Annotated in this window: 16 protein-coding genes, 2 tRNA genes and 1 other RNA gene; 6 read left to right on the forward strand and 13 right to left on the reverse strand. The window is 33.3% G+C overall.

Annotated features, from left to right (window positions below):
- Positions 1-41: 41 nt before the first annotated feature.
- The 3 genes from acpP to gpmI all read right to left on the reverse strand — a co-directional run bounded on the left by acpP (position 42) and on the right by gpmI (position 2708).
- Positions 42-269, reverse strand: coding sequence for an acyl carrier protein (gene acpP, locus HUE87_RS10005; protein WP_194366251.1), 228 nt, complete (start codon positions 267-269; stop codon positions 42-44).
- A 93-nt stretch (positions 270-362) separates the two neighbouring features.
- The gene (gene fabG / locus HUE87_RS10010) at positions 363-1109 is read right to left on the reverse strand and encodes a 3-oxoacyl-ACP reductase FabG (RefSeq protein ID WP_194366252.1); all 747 of its coding nucleotides are present in this window, start codon (positions 1107-1109) and stop codon (positions 363-365) included.
- A gap of 123 nt (positions 1110-1232) precedes the next feature.
- Positions 1233-2708, reverse strand: a complete 1476-nt coding sequence (gene gpmI / locus HUE87_RS10015) for a 2,3-bisphosphoglycerate-independent phosphoglycerate mutase (protein WP_194366253.1) — start codon at positions 2706-2708, stop codon at positions 1233-1235.
- A 75-nt stretch (positions 2709-2783) separates the two neighbouring features.
- Between gpmI and mraY the strand changes: the two genes are divergently transcribed.
- The 5 genes from mraY to ssrA all read left to right on the forward strand — a co-directional run bounded on the left by mraY (position 2784) and on the right by ssrA (position 5747).
- Entirely contained in the window at positions 2784-3845 is a 1062-nt protein-coding gene (gene mraY / locus HUE87_RS10020; RefSeq protein WP_194366254.1) for a phospho-N-acetylmuramoyl-pentapeptide-transferase, read from the forward strand.
- Positions 3845-5047 (forward strand): UDP-N-acetylmuramoyl-L-alanine--D-glutamate ligase, encoded by a 1203-nt coding sequence (gene murD, locus HUE87_RS10025; RefSeq protein WP_194366255.1) that lies wholly within the window; start codon positions 3845-3847, stop codon positions 5045-5047. The genes mraY and murD overlap by 1 nt, the downstream gene beginning before the upstream one ends.
- A gap of 41 nt (positions 5048-5088) precedes the next feature.
- Positions 5089-5164, forward strand: a tRNA-Phe gene (locus HUE87_RS10030).
- 43 nt (positions 5165-5207) lie between these two features.
- Positions 5208-5283: transfer RNA gene (locus HUE87_RS10035), tRNA-Phe, on the forward strand.
- Positions 5284-5370: 87 nt separating this feature from the next.
- Positions 5371-5747, forward strand: a transfer-messenger RNA (tmRNA) gene (gene ssrA, locus HUE87_RS10040).
- 138 nt (positions 5748-5885) lie between these two features.
- Here the strand turns inward: ssrA and HUE87_RS10045 are convergent.
- The 10 genes from HUE87_RS10045 to HUE87_RS10090 form a co-directional block, all read right to left on the reverse strand.
- Entirely contained in the window at positions 5886-6284 is a 399-nt protein-coding gene (locus HUE87_RS10045) for a hypothetical protein (protein WP_194366256.1), read from the reverse strand.
- Positions 6277-6684: a (deoxy)nucleoside triphosphate pyrophosphohydrolase gene (locus HUE87_RS10050; RefSeq protein ID WP_194366257.1), complete on the reverse strand. Its 408-nt coding sequence runs from the start codon at positions 6682-6684 to the stop codon at positions 6277-6279. Before HUE87_RS10050 ends, HUE87_RS10045 begins: the two co-directional genes overlap by 8 nt.
- 138 nt (positions 6685-6822) lie before the next feature.
- Positions 6823-8655, reverse strand: coding sequence for a PAS domain S-box protein (locus HUE87_RS10055; protein WP_194366258.1), 1833 nt, complete (start codon positions 8653-8655; stop codon positions 6823-6825).
- A gap of 1 nt (position 8656) precedes the next feature.
- Entirely contained in the window at positions 8657-10228 is a 1572-nt protein-coding gene (locus HUE87_RS10060; protein ID WP_194366259.1) for a sensor histidine kinase, read from the reverse strand.
- Positions 10229-10419: 191 nt separating this feature from the next.
- Entirely contained in the window at positions 10420-11277 is an 858-nt protein-coding gene (locus tag HUE87_RS10065) for a PhnD/SsuA/transferrin family substrate-binding protein (RefSeq protein WP_194366260.1), read from the reverse strand.
- A 51-nt stretch (positions 11278-11328) separates the two neighbouring features.
- Positions 11329-12870 carry a TolC family protein gene (locus HUE87_RS10070; RefSeq protein ID WP_194366261.1) on the reverse strand — a complete coding sequence of 514 codons (1542 nt, stop codon included), beginning with the start codon at positions 12868-12870 and terminating at the stop codon, positions 11329-11331.
- Positions 12871-13719, reverse strand: coding sequence for a PhnD/SsuA/transferrin family substrate-binding protein (locus tag HUE87_RS10075; RefSeq protein ID WP_194366262.1), 849 nt, complete (start codon positions 13717-13719; stop codon positions 12871-12873).
- A complete protein-coding gene (locus tag HUE87_RS10080; RefSeq protein ID WP_194366263.1) occupies positions 13716-14561 on the reverse strand; it encodes a PhnD/SsuA/transferrin family substrate-binding protein in 846 nt (281 codons plus the stop codon). Before HUE87_RS10080 ends, HUE87_RS10075 begins: the two co-directional genes overlap by 4 nt.
- A 27-nt stretch (positions 14562-14588) precedes the next feature.
- Positions 14589-16358, reverse strand: coding sequence for a diguanylate cyclase (locus HUE87_RS10085; RefSeq protein ID WP_194366264.1), 1770 nt, complete (start codon positions 16356-16358; stop codon positions 14589-14591).
- 264 nt (positions 16359-16622) lie between these two features.
- On the reverse strand, positions 16623-17009 hold the full coding sequence (locus tag HUE87_RS10090; protein WP_194366265.1) for a DUF2237 family protein: 387 nt from the start codon (positions 17007-17009) through the stop codon (positions 16623-16625).
- Positions 17010-17260: 251 nt separating this feature from the next.
- On the opposite strand from HUE87_RS10090, the gene HUE87_RS10095 reads away from it, so the two are divergent.
- On the forward strand, positions 17261-17692 hold the full coding sequence (locus HUE87_RS10095; protein WP_194366266.1) for a globin domain-containing protein: 432 nt from the start codon (positions 17261-17263) through the stop codon (positions 17690-17692).
- Positions 17693-17711: the final 19 nt, after the last annotated feature.

Here is a 17711-nt window from a genome sequence, read left to right on the forward strand (position 1 = left end):
TATTTTACTACCGAGAAGCACTCGATAGTGTTATAGTAGTGTTATTTACTTTCTATATAAGTTACAACGTCTCTAACTGTTTGAATTTTTTCTGCTTCATCATCAGGTATTTCAATATCAAACTTTTCTTCAAGAGCCATAACTAATTCAACTACGTCAAGGCTATCAGCACCTAAATCTTCAACAAATTTTGCGTCTTCTTTTACTTCATCTGCATTAACGCCTAATTGTTCAACTACTACTTCTTTAATATCGTCTAAAAGTGCCATTCTAGCTCCTATGTTTTGTGTATAAATTCACGAAATTATATCATAGTTAGCTTAATTATTTTAAAATCTTTAGCAAATAAAAGCAATCAAGGCTTACGCCATATTTAAACCACCATTAACTTTTAGTGTCTCACCAGTTATATAACTAGAATGATCTGAGAGTAAAAAAGCTGTTGCTTCTGCTACCTCTATAGCATTTCCAAATCGTTTCATTGGGATATTTGCAGTAAAACCATTTTTAATTTCCTCACTAAGAGCATCTGTCATCTCTGTTGCTATAAAGCCTGGTGTTACAGTGTTATAGCGTATACCACTGGTAGCTGCTTCAATAGCAAAACTTTTTGTCATAGCTATTACTCCGCCTTTAGAAGCAGCGTAGTTTGTTTGACCACCATTCCCAGTTTCTCCAACTATTGAAGCAATATTTACAACCGAGCCAAATTTCTTTTTACGCATAACTTTCATAGACTCACGACAACCAATAAAACAAGATGTAAGGTTTGCATTTATTACACTCATAAAATCATCCGTTTTCATTCTAAGAGCTAGTTTGTCATTTGTTATTCCCGCATTGTTTACAAGGTAAGAGAGCTCTCCATCACTATCAATAATAGTTTTAATTGCATCAACAAATGCTACTTCGTCACTTACATCAAAACCAATCACTGCAGCATTTCCGCCAGCAGTTTCTATTGCATCTTTTACTTCGTCAGCTTCTGTCGCACCACTTCTGTAATTAATCCACACTTTAAGACCAAAACCTGCTAAAGTTTTTGCAATTTCTGCACCAATACCTCGACTTGAACCTGTAACTAAAACATTTTTTCCACTAAATTTCATTTTATAAACTTCTCCATTTTAAATTTAAAAAGCACCTGAGTGCGTGAGCTTTCTGCTGAAGAAAACTCAGTGTTAACGTAGCCAAAGGAATTATTTCCTTTGGCGCTAGCAATATATACTGCACTATATCAGCGAGTGATCCATATCTTTTGGGATTTCTATATCCATAAGTTTCAAAACTGTTGGTGCTATATTGTTTAAAGCACCTGTCTGAACTTTACTAACTCCCTCTGCTTGAACAAAACACCAAACTTTTCCAACTGTATGGTTTGTCAAAATATCTCCTGCTTCATCTCTCATCTCTTCGCAATTACCATGGTCGGATGTAATTACTAATGAATAATCACTCTCTTTTGCTTTTTTCATAATTTTACCAAGCTCTGTATCAACAGCAGTAACTGCAATTTTTGCTGCTTCAAAATCACCAGTATGTCCAACCATATCGCCATTTGCGAAGTTTACGACTACAAAATCATACCCATCATCCATGCCTTTTAAAACTGCACAACCAACTTCCTCTGCACTCATCTCAGGTTTTTCATTATAAGTCTTTACATCTGGAGATGGAATAAGCACTCTTGTCTCATTAGCATAAGGTTCATCAATTCCACCATTTAAGAAAAAAGTCACATGTGCATACTTTTCAGTTTCTGCTGTATGAAGCTGCCTTAATCCTTTAGATGAAATAACCTCTGCGAGTGTATTTTTTGGAGCATCTTTTTTAAATAATACTGGATATGTGAAACTTTTGTCATATTCTGTAATTGTTGCTAGGTTAACCTTCACATGTGTTCTTGTAAATCCGTCGAAGTTTTTATCACCAATAGCTGAGACAAGTTCTCTCATCCTGTCACTTCTAAAATTTATAGTTAAAACACTGTCCCCACCTTCAAACCCATCATAACCATCAAAGGCAACGGGAGCTACAAACTCGTCTGTATCTCCTAAAGCATATGAAGAGCCAATGTATCCAGCTGGCGTATAATCTGTCTTTGGAGTTGCATTTACAATTGCTTCATAACCTCTTTGAACTCTTTCCCAACGGTTATCTCTATCCATACTATAAAAGCGACCGGATATCGTAGCTATCTTAATGTTTTCATTGAGATGATTTTCAACTAGCTTTATATATTTTCCCGCAGAAGTTGGAGAAACATCTCTTCCATCAGTGATAAGATGTAAAAAAACCTCTTTACCCTCTTTTGAAGCCAAATCAGCTATTCCCATAAAATGTTCTATATGAGAGTGAACTCCGCCGTCACTCATAAGTCCAATAAGATGCAGTCTGCCAGAAGCTTTAAAAAGATTTTTTAGCTCGACATTGTCTTTTAAAGTATTTTCACTTAAGGCCAAAGAGATTTTAACCAAATCTTGATATAAAACTCTTCCACTACCAATGCTCATATGTCCAACTTCTGAATTTCCCATCTGTCCCTCAGGAAGCCCAACGCTGAGCCCAAATGTGTCAATAAGTGAATGAGGAGTTTCACTAAAGAGCTTATCATATGTTGGTTTTTTGGCATTGTAAAACGCATTATGTTCGGTTTTAGAACTAAACCCTATGCCATCTGTTATGACTAAAACAACTTTTTTATTCAAAATTTTTCCTTCAAAACAAAACTTTTATGCAATTATACTATAATGTCATTTTTATATTAATAAGGATATGTAACTTTGCTGTATTGGCTATCAGAAATACTAAATATTAACATACTTGGATACATTACAATAAGAGCTGGAATCTCTTTCTTCTTAGCTCTATTTTTTACAATGTTTTTAATGCCCCGCTTTATAAAATGGGCGCAAAGAACTTCAAGCGTTCAGCCTATCAACGATTGGGCACCGGATAGGCATAAAGAAAAAGCGAAGACCCCTACTATGGGTGGAGTTGTGTTTATTTTTGCTACAATTTTGGCATCTCTTATCACCATTAAGTTTTCAAATATTTATGCTATTGGCTCACTTTTAACTCTTGGATTATTTGCCATAATAGGTTTTCAAGATGATTATGCAAAAATTAAAAAAAATGAAAATTTAGCTGGTTTAAAAGCAAGAACAAAACTTATATTTCAAATTCTATCTGCACTTATTATTGCATCTTTTTTATGTATATTTGCAGACTTTAATACAGAGCTTTACATTCCATTTATTAAAAATCCTATCTTTGACATGGGCATATACGCAATAATTTTTTGGGCAATAGTTATGATTGCAACTTCAAATGCCGTTAATCTTACGGATGGACTTGACGGACTTGCAACTGTTCCCTCAATAGCAGCGCTTACATCTTTTGCTATTATCATATACATAACAGGTAATGCAAAGATAAGTTCATACCTTCTTATGCCTAATTTCAATGTTGGTGAAGTTGCTATTGTCGCGAGTGCTCTAATGGGTGCACTTACTGGTTTTCTATGGTACAACTGCCACCCTGCTGAAGTTTTTATGGGAGACAGTGGTTCTCTTACCATTGGAGCTTTTTTAGGATATCTTGCAATAATTTCCAAAAGTGAAATTCTTCTCCTTCTGATTGGTTCGATATTTGTTATAGAGACTCTCTCTGTTATTCTTCAAGTTGGAAGTTATAAACTTAGAAAAAAAAGAGTCTTTTTGATGGCACCAATTCATCACCATTTTGAGATGAAACAGTGGTCAGAAAACAAAATTATTGTTAGGTTCTGGATAATTGCAATTTTATCTAATATGATTGCATTAATATCACTAAAGATACGCTAATGCAAAGAGTGTCTCTTTTTGGTTATGCACATACAACAAAAGCGCTAACAAAACTTTTCCCAAATGCAGTTTTTTATGATGACAAGGTGTCAAAACCATTCACGGACGAAAATGGTTTCAGAGTTAAACCATCATCAGAATTTAATCCAAAATACTCTGATTTAGAGATTCCTTCTCCTGGAATTCCACCGTCAAATCCACTTATTGCTAAAGCTAAAAATCTTATAAGTGAGTATGACTGCTTTGCCAAAAACTCTCCACTTACTGTTTGGATAAGTGGAACAAATGGAAAAACAACCACAACTCAAATGATGCAACATTTGCTAGAAGACAGAGGCTCTCAAGCAGGTGGAAACATAGGCACTCCATTGGCAAACTTAAGAAGTGATGCTGATATATGGATTTTAGAGACAAGTTCTTTTACTATGCACTACACAAATCAAGCTCTTCCAAATATTTATGTTTTACTTCCGATAAACCCAGACCATTTAAGCTGGCATGGTTCCATGGATGAATACGTAAAAGCAAAATTAAAACCTATAGAAAAAATGCAAGAGGGGGAAATAGCAATAATCCCACATGTTTATAAAGATATTGTAACTTCAGCACATGTTGTTACATACAAAAACGAACAAGATCTAGCATCATATTTTGATATAGAGAGTGAAAAAATAAACTTCAAAGGTGCATTTCTTGCGGATGCTCTTTTGGCAATGGCCGTTGATAAAATACTTTTTGATAGAGTTGATTATGAAAAGATAAACTTTTTTAAACTTGACCCTCACAGACAAGAGGAGTTGAGAGATAGCAAAAATCGCTTATGGGTAAACGATACCAAAGCAACAAACATTGATGCTACTATTGCTGCTTTAGAGAGATACAAAACTCTACATGTACATCTTATTTTGGGTGGGGATGACAAGGGTGTTGAATTAACTGAACTATTTGAATACTTAAAAAATTGTAGTGTTGAGATATACAATATTGGCACAAACAAAGAGAAACTTTCACAATTAGCAAAAGAGTACAATATTAAATTTAAATTGTGTAAAAACTTAGCAGAAGCTATAGATAAAATAGATGAAAATTTAAAAGAAAATGAGCTTGGTATGCTCTCCCCCGCCGCTTCTAGCCTTGATGAATTCAGCTCGTATGCCCAAAGAGGTGACGAATTTAAAGAAGCTGTTGGCACTATAAGCTAGTATTCAGTACACAATCGATATAATTTCGCTCTTTAAAAGATGGCCAATTAGCTCAGTCGGTAGAGCAAGTGACTGAAAATCACTGTGTCCTTGGTTCGATTCCGAGATTGGCCACCACCGTTTTTTTAAAGAACCTTTTTAACTTACAAATATTTACCGTGGCCAATTAGCTCAGTCGGTAGAGCAACTGACTGAAAATCAGTGTGTCCTTGGTTCGATTCCGAGATTGGCCACCACCCTATATTCAAAATCACTTTAACATTAATATATTGTAAACTTAATCTTTGATATAATTCTCAATGCTTATTGTATTGGGCATATTTGGGGCTGACCTGGTTTCGACGGGATCAAGTAGCTTTTAACTGCATGTCGGACTGAGCATTTCCGTTATACGGCTCAAAATTGCTTAAACGCAAACAATACAAATTACCGCCCAGCTTACGCAGTAGCATAAGTTTTACCCCCTCTTAGAGGACGGGCTGCTTCACCTATGGACTCTAGATAAATAGGATTCGAAGTATAACCCCTATGTAGATATACTATATGTCCGCCTCGTGCATATAATGAACCCTAGAGGATCGTCTTGTGTAGCTTTGCAAGTTGTGTGAAGCAAGATTAAACTTAAACGGCTTTTCTAAGCATGTAGACGTTAGGAGTAGCGTGGTTTCGGACTGGAGTTCGATTCTCCACAGCTCCACCAACTCATAATCTAAACCAATCCACAAAACCATAGTTAAATTATTTCCCCTGCTTTATGGTCTAGTTATATGACATTAACTAACATTTTATATGTCTTTTTTTATCAAGAATTCAGAGTCTTGATGAGTGGGAGAAGTTTTTATTTTATAAAAAGTTCGTTTTGAAAAATATCTTCTATGTATTCCACAGTTTGATATCCATAAATTTCATGAACTATTTCTGATTCTTTGTTACTATTTAGTTTAAGAATATATGTCATAGGATATATTATTATTTTATGCCCAAATTCTTTTCTTAATTGTGAAGATATCTCACTTCCTTTTTGAACTTTAAAAAATTTTATATCTGTTTTATATTTTTGTTTGATTATATAATCTAATTCACTTTTATATCTTACACACCAAGGACAGCCATTTTTTTCAAAAACTAAAAAAATTATATGATGTTCTTTTAGCTGTGACAATGATTTTAAACTTTCTAAAGCATTAGCTGATGCAGAAAAAAACAATAAGATTGTTACTAAAATTAATTTATACATTTATTTCCTTTAATTTTTTTATAAACGGCAAATCTACTCCTAGAAAATCATAATCAGGTAGTTCAGCAATATCAACCCATACAGCAGCTGTATGAACATTTAATTTTAGTATCTGACATTCATCTGTTTTATAAGCTGTATAAATATGTAAACAGAAGTCTGTGTCATTGACGTTAATCTCTTCAAACCCAAGACATTCATCTATACTTACATCAAGAGACAACTCCTCTTTAGTTTCACGAATGCCACACTCTTGCAATGTTTCATTACCTTCAAGTTTACCACCAGGAAACTCCCATCTATTTGGCATAACCTTACCTAATGGTCTCTTAGCTATCAAAACTTTTTTATCATTATTGATAATTACTACACTTACTGCAGTTATAATTTTTTTATTCATAAACTTTCATACTAACTAAAAATAATATTTACCTATTATATCAGAAGTTGAAAAAAATTGACAAAGCTCTGCTTGTTGTTATTGCTAGCTTAATTAGCGTATTATTTATATTTATAACCAGCAACTATATAGTTACAGTTATAGTTTTGTTATTTCACAGACATCGTCTCTCATGCTTTTTCTAATCTCTAAAAAATCTTCTAAATGATTAAAAAATAGTTCTACTAGTTTAGGATCAAAATGACTTCCACTCTCTTTCTTGAAGAAGCTTAAAATATCATCTAACTCCCAAGCATTTTTATAGACTCTATCGTGCCCTAAAGCATCAAATACATCTGCAATGGCGGTTATACGCCCATAAATATGAATCTCTTCACCTTTAAGAGCGTTTGGATACCCTGTTCCATTCCACTTCTCATGATGCGTGAGTGCAACTATAGAAGAAGCTTTTAGTATTGCTCTATGAGAGTATTTTAGCATTTCATGTCCTATTGTAACATGCGTTTTCATCACCTCAAACTCTTCATAGGTTAGTATTCCTGGTTTATTTAAAATGCTATCAGGGATACCAACTTTACCTATGTCATGCATAGGTGAAGCTTGCTTAAGTAGTGCCGCCTCTTCTTCACTCAATCCAATTAGTTTTGCTAAATGATAAGAGTACTCTGCAACTCTTTTAACATGCAGACCTGTCTCTCTAGATCTTGTCTCTCCTATGGCACCCATAGTGAGAACTACCTCTTTTTGCGTGTCAATTATCTCTTGATTGAGTTTAATTATCTCGGTTAAATCATGCATGACATGTATATGTTCGACAATGTTTTCGCTCAAACCAACAATAGGATAAATAAGATTATCAACCGTATATTCTTCTCCATCTTTTGTTATGTTTGTTAAAATCTCATGAACTATTTTATTATTACTAAGTTCATCCTTTAGTTGCTCGCATTTGTCTAATTTTCTATATTTTTCATGTCGTATTTCTTGACAATTTTTACCTACCACCTCATCATTGTCATAACCACTAAGCTCACAAAATTTTTCATTGACATAAGTAATAATATTTTTAGTATCTGTTTTCATAATAGCTGTAGTTGCATTTATAGCATCTTCATACTGCTGAGTGTAGTTTAGATTTTCATCAAGACTTTGATGTGTCGTATCAAGCTCGTTTTTTAAAATATTCTTATATTCTTCGAGCTCCGTCACATCATTTCTAATACCTATATACTCCCTAAAAGAGCCATCCTTATTATATATTGGGCTAATCTCCAAGATAACATAGTATGCTTTTGCATTTTTCTTTTTATTTTTAAGAAGTCCATTCCAGACTTTACCACTTTTGATAGTCTTCCACATATCTGCATAAACTTCCGCTGACATATCCTCATGTCTTATTATAGAGTGAGGCTTTCCTATAAGCTCTTCTTTTGTATACCCGGATATAAGTTCAAAGTTTTTATTTACCTCTTTTATGTTTCCATATTCATCAGAGGTAGAAAAGATTGATGCTTCTTCCACCGCATTTTTGAACTGTTCGAGATAGTAATTATTTTCATCCAACTGAACTCTAAGTTCCATAGGTTCAACTATTTTTCCTATACTCTCCATAAACTCTTTTAAGTTCAAAGGCTTTATCAAATAAGCATCGACGTGAAGATTTATAGCTTGCAAAAGATAGTCGGATTCATTAAATGCAGTAGTAACAACTATTGGTATATCTTTATTGTTTTGTCTGATAATATTTATCATCTCTATTCCATTCATTATGGGCATCTGTATATCTGTAATGATTATCTCGGGTTTATTCTGCTTAAAGAGATCTATACCTTCTTCACCGTTATACGCAATAAATAATTCCTTTACTTTTAAACTTAAGAAAAAAGCTATCTCTTCTGATATTTCTTTGTTATCTTCAACATACAAAACAGTGTATTTTTTCAAAATATCTAGATCAAATTTATTTTTCATATTATTTCTTTTCACAAGGGCTTAGTTTAATCTTGATTGTAAAACAAGCGCCGATATTATTATTTTTTACTTTTAGCTTGCCATGCATATTATTTTCTATAATTGTTTTAGACATATAAAGACCTATCCCTGTGCCCTTTCCTTCATCTTTTGTTGTAAAATAAGGATCAAAAACTTTTTCTATGATTTCATTTTTTATACCACCGGCATTGTCTTCAATAGAAAAATATGCAAACTCACCTTCTTTATATATAGAAACATTAATTAGTCTCTTCCCATCTTTTTTTTCCATAAGGGCATCTTTTGAGTTATTTAAAATGTTTAGGATTACTTGAGAAAATTCACTTTTAAAGCCATTTACACAAACGTTTGTATTAATACTTTCATTTATTTCTATCATGTTACTTACAATACTTGAGCCTAATATATCCATTGTTGACTCATAAGCTTTTGCGTAAGAGAAAACTTCAGTATCTTTGTTTGGTTTAAAGAAATTCCTGAAATCATCAATGGTCTGCGACATTGATTGGGTCAGATTATTTCCTTTTTCTACAACACGTTTAATGTATGCTTCATTGAGGCTATCGCTCTCATACGCAAACTCTATATTTTGCATCAATAAACTAAGAGCATTGAGTGGCTGTCTCCACTGGTGTGCAATATTTCCTATCATCTCACCCATAGATGCAAACCTTGATTGCTGGATAAGGATTTGCTCTTGTTCTGTTCTTTTAAAGACCTCTTCTTTTACCCTTTGGTCAAGTTGTTTATTTAAGAGATTAAGTTCTTCTGTTCTCTCAGCAACATGCTGTTCCAACTCATCGTTATAGCCTCTGAGTTGCTTATCTGAAGCTTTTAAAGCATCTACCATATAGTTAAAACTTGATGCCAACTCTCCAATCTCATCTTTTTGTAATATATCTACTTTATTAGTAAAATCTCCAGCGGCAATATTTCTTGCAGCACGATTTAGTATCAAAATTGGCTTTACTAGCCATACTGTAATCATGAAAGAAAAGAGTATGGAAACAAAAAGCATGCCTAATACTAATAATAAACTATCCCTATAAATACTCTGCATATTTTTATTGTATCGCTCCAAGGATAGTCCTACTGATATCCACCCCCATTTTATACCAGTGAACATGATAGGATAATTAAAGTGATATACCTTTTCATCGTATAACTCACTTGTTATTTTATTGCTTTTTACTTCATCAGCCTCTAAGTCGATAATAATCTTTGGTAGAGCATCAAGTATGAGCCATTTAGAAGAATCGCTGTATATACTTTGTCCACCTCTTTTTTTAAATATTATGTATTTTATTTCACTATTATCCTTAAGTACTTTTTGTACATGTTCCACAATAAAACTTTCATCATCTACTACCATGGCATCCGAAGTAACAAGAGATATGGATCTTACTACCGTATTAGCTTGGGAATACAAAACATTCATCAAGGCATTTTTCTGATTATTAATTATAGAGTAACTAAAGAGTATTACAACTACAATTACAATTGTTACAATCAAAATAAATGTCTTTGCAAATAGACTATTAATTGAAAACATTTACCCATTCCTCTTTAAATAATGTTTTTTTTAAATTCTGATTCAATTGTAATTTCATTGCGCTTAATGGCTGACGCCATTGATGTGCAATATAATAATTCAAAAAGATGAACAAGAATATCATACGTGCAAATGATTTCGAGTGCTCCTCGTTCTCACTATTGAATAAATTTTTTTCCAAATTCATTAAATTAATCCATCTTAACTTCATATTTTTGCTTGAGCACCATATACGCATCATAATATTCAAACAAAGGCTTTAAATCTCTTTGTGCCAATGGTAATATTTTTTTCATTTTAAAAAGGCTCATAATGTTTTGACCGCGTGCAGAACTGTTGTTCCTTGCCATGTTAAGACTAAATATATCAAGCATTTCCTCAGTAGTATTGTTATGAAAACCTCCCACAAGTGATAGAAAAATTTTCTCACTTTTGTGTAATACCTTTAGTTTTTTACTAATATCTGGGTTCATTTCAGACACAACAGCAAAAACATACGATGGCACAATACATGCATCTACCTTTGAAAAATATGTTTTTAATATAGAAGTAGAGAATTTTTCTGTTTTCTCCATATCTGAAAAATAGTTTTTTGCTGTGGTATGTGCTTCTTTTAGTATTTCAAAATCAACTACCATGCGACCCATATAATCATCACTACGGCTCATTATAATCTTGGCTTTTAAATCTTTTATTGTATTTATTTTTCCATCATCTCTAACCAGGATTATATATTCTTCAAATAATTCTGAACTTCTTTGTACCATCCAAAAATTTTTTGTATTATCATAAAATATATCTTTATGTTTTAAGAGAAAATAAGGGTTTACAGCCATGTAATTAAACTTGTTGTTTATATAGTCTTCGAGCATCTCATCCACATTTTCATAGTACGTTATATCTGCTTGAACTCCATCAAGAATTAAAAAATCTTTTATCCATAACGTAAACGCCAAACGGGCATCTTTATATTTTATATCATTAAGACCATCCACAAGATAGCCCATACTTCCTTTATAAACTGTCTTTTCACCATAGCATTGACCCATGCTTAAAAGAATTATAAAAAAAATTTGGAGTACCTTGTGCATCATGTTGCCTTATTTGTTTATAGAATCTTCTATGGCATTTCCAACAATCAAATCAGATTTGGCGCGAGCCAGTGCATAATCATTTTGACAACGGTAAAAATCAGCCTCTGTAAGTGCTTCAAATAGCTGAGACTCAATAACATCTTTTGTTTCAACCATATCTTCTTGGTAGGCTCTTGTATTTAAATCTCTGTTTTCTTTTGCTACTTCCACTGCATCTACTAAAACTTTATATTTATTATAGGTACTTTGCATCTCTAAGTAGGCTTGTTTGATTTGAAGAGCCAAGCCATCTTGTAAAAGTATCTCTTGTTCTTGCATTTTTAGTTTTTCTAGTCTGCTCTGTTGCACTTGGTTTGTTGTGCGCATACCGTTAAAGAGTGACCACTGCACACCTACTCCTATGCTCCAAGAGTTTTTGTTCGTATCATTAATGACACCATACTCGTAGTCATTATACATGTGTTGGGCACTTGCTACAAACGCAACCTGTGGGAGATAACCACTTTGTGCTTCGTCAATTTTTGCATCTTGAACTTTAATAGCTAGCTTTAAAGTTTTATAATCTGGATTAAACTCATACGCTTTTTGAACCATCATCTTCATAGACTTATCCATAACTGGTGCCGGGAGTTTGTCATCTGTTGCATCTATCTCTTTCTCCCATGAGTAGCCCATTGCATTTGCTAGAGCAGCCTTAGCCATAACCACTTTAGATTTAATGTCTTCATAAAAAACTTCTATCATATTTACACTCATCTTTGAACGTAAATAGTCTGTTTTTTTCACTTTCATTGAGCCGCCTTGATACAACTGTGAAGTTAAATCACGAGTAAAGCTCATTCTCTCTAAAGTATCTGAGGCTAGTTTTTCAACTCGCTTAGCTAAAACAACCCCGTAGTAGTACTTTTTTACATCATATATAACTTGGTTACGAGTACGCACTACTCCCTCTTGTGAAATTGCTTTGCCTATTTTTGCTTGCTCCGTAATAGCTGTGATTTTTCCACCCGTGTAAAGAGGCAACATAAAATCAATCTGGCTCATAACCGTGTCACGCCCCATCATCTGAACTTCCATGTCTATTGGAAGACTTCCTTGATCTGGTATAGCTGCTGCTGCAGCTGAGAATTGTGTGCCAGTAGTAGTAGCACTAGCAGCAATAGCATTTAAAGTTCCCTGAGTAGCAAGATCTAGTGTCCCAGAGTCAGCAGATACAGCTCCAGCGGTAGCACCTAAAGTCGTGTATGCTCCACCAAGACCACTATATAAGTTTTTTATTCCAGTATTGTCAACCGTTGCAAGCCCTCTCATCTCAAAAGTGGGTGCTTCATCAAGTCTCATAGCAGTTACACTTACATCTAAAGTTGGGTAATGTGCACTCATAGCTTGATTATAAAGAGTGTCAGCTATCTTTAAAGAAATGTCCGATACCCTCAACTGCTTGTTGTTTTCAAGAGCGATAGCTATAGCTTCATCAAGTGTCACACTTTGTGCGTATAGCGAAGTTGCCAGGACTACTGAAAGTAGTAAAGTTTGTTTTTTTATCATCTATTTTCCTTTTTTGTTAAGATGGTTTGTTTTGTCGTAAAGCTCCTGAAATGGCTTCAAGTCTTCTAATTTTGAATCTGAGATCATCTCAGTTTTATATAATGTTAAAAGCTGTCTCCCTCTTTTAGTTTTGTGTATATTTTTCGCTCCATTACTTATCAATTTTTTTGTATTTTCGTTCATAGATTTACTCAAAAAACCAAATGTCGTAGCTTGTAAATTTGTAATTTCTATAATTTTTAGTTTTTGTCCAATCTGGGGATTTAACTCTGTTGCAAGAGCGTAAGACTTATTTGTGCTCACAGCAGCCTTCACTTTGCCAAAAAATAGTTTTAATAGTGCTCTTTGACGGCTTGGATATGTCTCAAACTTTGTAGTGAGATTTTCTAGTTTTTCCTTGATTTTATACTCTATATAAAGCTTAGCTGCTTCATCATATTCTTGAATGGATATAGATTTACCTTCCAAATCACTTAGAGTATTGATGCCACTCTCTTTATTTACTACAACGACAAAAGTCTCTTTTTCACCATTTAAAAAAGCTTGAGCAAAACCATCTGAGAGCTTAGATAAATCAAAATATTTTACAAAGACCAGACCAAAAGCAGCTACATAATCAAGCTTGCCATCTGCAAAATCTTGTGCCATATGTGCTGGGTTTTCATATATTGTGGTACTCGTATCTAAATTTATCTCTTTTGCAATCTCTTTTAACCAAACATCCGTAGCTATTGTCATATCTTTTATATTTACATCATTTACGGAACTAGCGTCTGAGCCTACATGAAGTGTATCTGCAGGTAAGAGTACAAAAAAACAAAAGAGTGAAATTAATATAACTTTTATCATTTGCTCTCCTGTCTAAGAATAAAAGATTTTTCGTAAAGATCTTTTATAGGTTTCAAATCTTCAAGTTTAGTTTCTACAATGATTTGCGATTTGTATAACATCAAAAGTTGTTTGCCACGCTCATCATTTCCAAGTCCTTTTGATACGCTAGTCAAAGTAGTTTTCATTTTAGCATCTATACCTTTTCTAAAAAATCCAAAGCTTGTTGCTTGTAATTGCGTGTAATCAATTATTTTTAGTTTTTTTTCAACTTGAGGGTTAAGTTCTTTCATAAGATCAAATGACTTATTTGTGGCTATTACCGCATCAACTTTTCCAAAAAATAACTTAAGCAAGGCTCTTTGACGACTTGCAATAGGAACTAACTTAATCTCTTTTGTTTGAAAAGTTTCATACATTTTACTTTGTATATAAAGCTTTGCTATCTCATCGTTTTCATCTAAACCTATTTTTCTATCTTTTAGTCCACTCCATGATTCAATACCGCTTTTTTTGTTAACAATCAGCACAAAAGTTTCTTTTTCACCATTTAAAAAACCAGAACCAAACCCATCCTCGAGTTTTGAGAGGTCAAAATACTTTATAAAGTTCAAGCCAAAACCTGTTATAAAATCCAATTTGCCTGCATTTATATCAGCCGCCATCTCTGACATGTCATCATAATATTTGAAATCAAGTTTGTACCCAGTCCCCTTGGTAATCTCTTTTAACCAAACATCGCTAGCTATAATCATATCTTTTTTACTAAATTTGCTCATAGCACTTGAATCATACGCAATATGATAAGTTGTTGCTAATAAATTGCTAAATAGCAATAAGATAAAAGCTATCAGTCGTATCATAATGTAGCCTTTTCCTAAAGTATAATTTTATTGATGTACAATGCTATCTTTTGTACTATTTTTAGCTTTATACATAAGGTTGTCCGCTCTTCTTATAAGTGTATCCCAATCATCTTTACCATCAAACGCAACAACACCAAAACTTGCTGTTACAATTATCTCATTATCTAGTTTTATCTCCCTAAATGCGCCACGAAGTTTTTCTGCCATGATTACCGCACCATGACAATCATTTTCAGGCAATATCACTAAAAATTCTTCGCCACCCCAACGAACTCCTACATCTGAAGAACGTTTATTAGCTCGTATACAGCTTGCGACTTCTACTAAAACTTTATCACCAATGTCATGCCCATATTTGTCATTTATTTTTTTAAAATCATCAATATCAAGATAGATGAGTGCCAATGTCCTACCATATCTCTTTGCTCGTTCAAGCTCATCTTTTAAAAATTCTTTTCCCTTGTGTCGGTTAGCACACAGAGTAAGAGAGTCTGTTGTAGCTTGCGTGTGTAGTACTTTTAGTAACTCTTCTTTTTCTTCTATGTTCGCTATAGCTTGCAAACCAAAGGCTATCGTCTCTGATATATGACTAAAAAGTTCTAACTCATCTTTTTGGAAAGTATGTTTTTTCTTAAATGTTAAAGTAATCACACCTATCAATTCATTGCTTGGTTTAAGTACTATTGGAATAGAGACTATTGACTCTATACCCTCTTGCACAAAAATTTTCTTCAAAGGAAATTCCTCTAGTTTTTCAATATCATCAACAATAATCATCTTTTTTTCACTTATAGCTCTACATGTAGGACAACCACCTGTTGAATTAATCTCAAATACTTCACCCATAACTTGAACAACATCTATTTTCTCATGAAGAGATTGTGAAGCAACTTTTAGTTTATTCTCTTGCTTCAATAAAGCTATAAAAGCAAATTTAAATTCAACATTTTCTATAAAAGCATTGCAAACATCTTGTAGAAATTTCTCTTTACTAAACGCATTAACAATAGCACTAATAACCAATACATGAGTACTAACAAGCGACTTAAGATACCTCTCGTTTGATAACAATTGGTTTACATCATCTTGTAAATTTATAAGGATATTAAGATTTTTTAACTCACAATGCGTTTTTATAAATTTACCATTTTCATCATAACTTGATGTTCCATTTAAAATAACGTCAACATAAGTATCATCTTTTTTCTTGAGAAAAAAACGAAGATTATCTACACGTCCATACTGTTTTAAATGCGAAAAATTACCTTCAAATTGTTTCATGGACTCTTTGCTGATAAAGTCAGCAAAATTTTTCCCAATGACTTCTTCTTTTGTAAAGCCAAGGTAGTCCAGCCACGCTTGGTTAACATCTAGTATATCTCCATCTTTATCAAGCGATTGGTAGAGTGTTTGATAATTAAGTCTAGAAGATATTTCTCTAACACTCAAGAGAAATTCTTTTAGATTTAATGGCTTGAGTAAATATTTACTTATTCCCAGATTAATAGCTTGAAGAAGATGCTGTGTTTCATTAAAAGCTGTTATAACTATAACGAAGACATCTTTGTTTATTTTTTTGATATTTTCAATCATTTCAATACCATTCATAATAGGCATCTGAATATCTGTAACAACTATATCTGGCCCGTGTTCTTTGAACATAGCCAAACCCTCTTTCCCATTAAAAGCTATATATAATTGATCTGTAAATTGCTTCAAGAAGTATGACACTTCTTCATTTGCATTTATATCGTCTTCAACATACAAAATTTTAATATTTTTAATGTCTAACATATAATTATAAAACCTTTCATCATCTTGCTGTTTTATATAACTAAACTCTTTGCTTGAGTTTGAAAGCAAAAAATTAAACTTATCACATTATGTTTTTTAATATTATTAATTGTATCTAATGAATTATTAATAGTATATAAAACAACAGCTTGGTTTAATTGTAGCTGGTATATTAAGGCATGAATCAATAAAAGGAGAAAAACAATCATAGTCGAGCAAGGTTAGAAGTCGTAATTTTGTTATAAAATCTATAAATCTATAAATCTATAAATCTATAGCAAGTTTTTTTAAGGTCTCCAAGTCAACCAACTGTAGTATGGCCTGATGAGTAGCGTGTATAAATATCTGTGGAGCGTTTCCGTCTTTTACTGCTTGAGCGAAACGAAGTCCCGATAGGCACCAGCTCTGACCAGGTTTTACTCCAGGGAAGTTGTACTGAGGCATGGGGGTCGAGAGGTCGTTCCCAGTGCGTTTTGAGTATTCCAAAAACTCTTTACTTGCATAAATGCAAACGGCATGCATTCCTTGATTATCTGGAGTTACTTGACAAGTTCCATTTCTTTTAAAGCCAGTAAGAGGGTCTAAACTACATGGCTCCAGGAACTCTCCCAAGACGTTTACTTCTTCAAATACAAACTGAGTTTTTGGCATAAATACTACCTCATAATTTTTAAAGGATTGTACCTTATATTTTAGAAGATTATTTTTGAACTAAAAATTAATCTTAAAGCTTAAAAAAGCGCTAATTTTGAATACTACCTTCTCACTTATTTAGACTATTATCCAAACTTAAAAAATAAATTTAATTGATTTTTCAGGCCATCATTGATTAAAGTATGTACTATATTTCTATCATTAGAAGTGCAACTATTAAGGGATTAAAGAACAAAGAGGAAGACAAAATGGGTTTATCACAAAGTACAATTGCAATAGTAAAAGCAACTGCCGCTTCTGCAGCTGCTAATGCAGAAGCAATAACAACACGTATGTATGAAATTTTATTTGAAACACATCCTGAGACAAAAGAATTTTTTAAAGATGCAGATCCTGACCAACATAAAAAACTTGCTGGAGCTGTTTGTGTCTATGCAGCAAATATCGACAACTTAGGAGCTCTCTCTAAAGCAGTAGAAAAAATGGCAAAAACGCATGTCCTTGTAAAAGTTCAACCTGAGCACTATCCTATTGTAGGTATTTCACTACTTAGTGCGGTTAAAGATGTTCTTGGTGATGCAGCTACAGATGAAGTTCTCGAAGCTTGGAAAGAGGCATACTTCTTTTTGGCAGATATTTTAATCGCACACGAAAAAGAGCTTTACAAACAACAGATTTAGTTCAAGACCTCATAACTAG

The organism is Candidatus Sulfurimonas marisnigri, assembly GCF_015265475.1.
Lineage (GTDB): Bacteria > Campylobacterota > Campylobacteria > Campylobacterales > Sulfurimonadaceae > Sulfurimonas > Sulfurimonas marisnigri.

What these genes read in the sequence shown, in the direction of transcription:
- acpP (WP_194366251.1), bottom strand. Translation starts at nt 269, where the DNA reads ATGGCACTTTTAGACGATATTAAAGAAGTAGTAGTTGAACAATTAGGC.
- fabG (WP_194366252.1), bottom strand. Translation starts at nt 1,109, where the DNA reads ATGAAATTTAGTGGAAAAAATGTTTTAGTTACAGGTTCAAGTCGAGGT.
- murD (WP_194366255.1), top strand. Translation starts at nt 3,845, where the DNA reads ATGCAAAGAGTGTCTCTTTTTGGTTATGCACATACAACAAAAGCGCTA.
- HUE87_RS10045 (WP_194366256.1), bottom strand. Translation starts at nt 6,284, where the DNA reads ATGTATAAATTAATTTTAGTAACAATCTTATTGTTTTTTTCTGCATCA.
- HUE87_RS10050 (WP_194366257.1), bottom strand. Translation starts at nt 6,684, where the DNA reads ATGAATAAAAAAATTATAACTGCAGTAAGTGTAGTAATTATCAATAAT.
- HUE87_RS10055 (WP_194366258.1), bottom strand. Translation starts at nt 8,655, where the DNA reads ATGAAAAATAAATTTGATCTAGATATTTTGAAAAAATACACTGTTTTG.
- HUE87_RS10060 (WP_194366259.1), bottom strand. Translation starts at nt 10,228, where the DNA reads ATGTTTTCAATTAATAGTCTATTTGCAAAGACATTTATTTTGATTGTA.
- HUE87_RS10065 (WP_194366260.1), bottom strand. Translation starts at nt 11,277, where the DNA reads ATGGGTCAATGCTATGGTGAAAAGACAGTTTATAAAGGAAGTATGGGC.
- HUE87_RS10070 (WP_194366261.1), bottom strand. Translation starts at nt 12,870, where the DNA reads ATGATAAAAAAACAAACTTTACTACTTTCAGTAGTCCTGGCAACTTCG.
- HUE87_RS10075 (WP_194366262.1), bottom strand. Translation starts at nt 13,719, where the DNA reads ATGATAAAAGTTATATTAATTTCACTCTTTTGTTTTTTTGTACTCTTA.
- HUE87_RS10080 (WP_194366263.1), bottom strand. Translation starts at nt 14,561, where the DNA reads ATGATACGACTGATAGCTTTTATCTTATTGCTATTTAGCAATTTATTA.
- HUE87_RS10085 (WP_194366264.1), bottom strand. Translation starts at nt 16,358, where the DNA reads ATGTTAGACATTAAAAATATTAAAATTTTGTATGTTGAAGACGATATA.
- HUE87_RS10090 (WP_194366265.1), bottom strand. Translation starts at nt 17,009, where the DNA reads ATGCCAAAAACTCAGTTTGTATTTGAAGAAGTAAACGTCTTGGGAGAG.
- HUE87_RS10095 (WP_194366266.1), top strand. Translation starts at nt 17,261, where the DNA reads ATGGGTTTATCACAAAGTACAATTGCAATAGTAAAAGCAACTGCCGCT.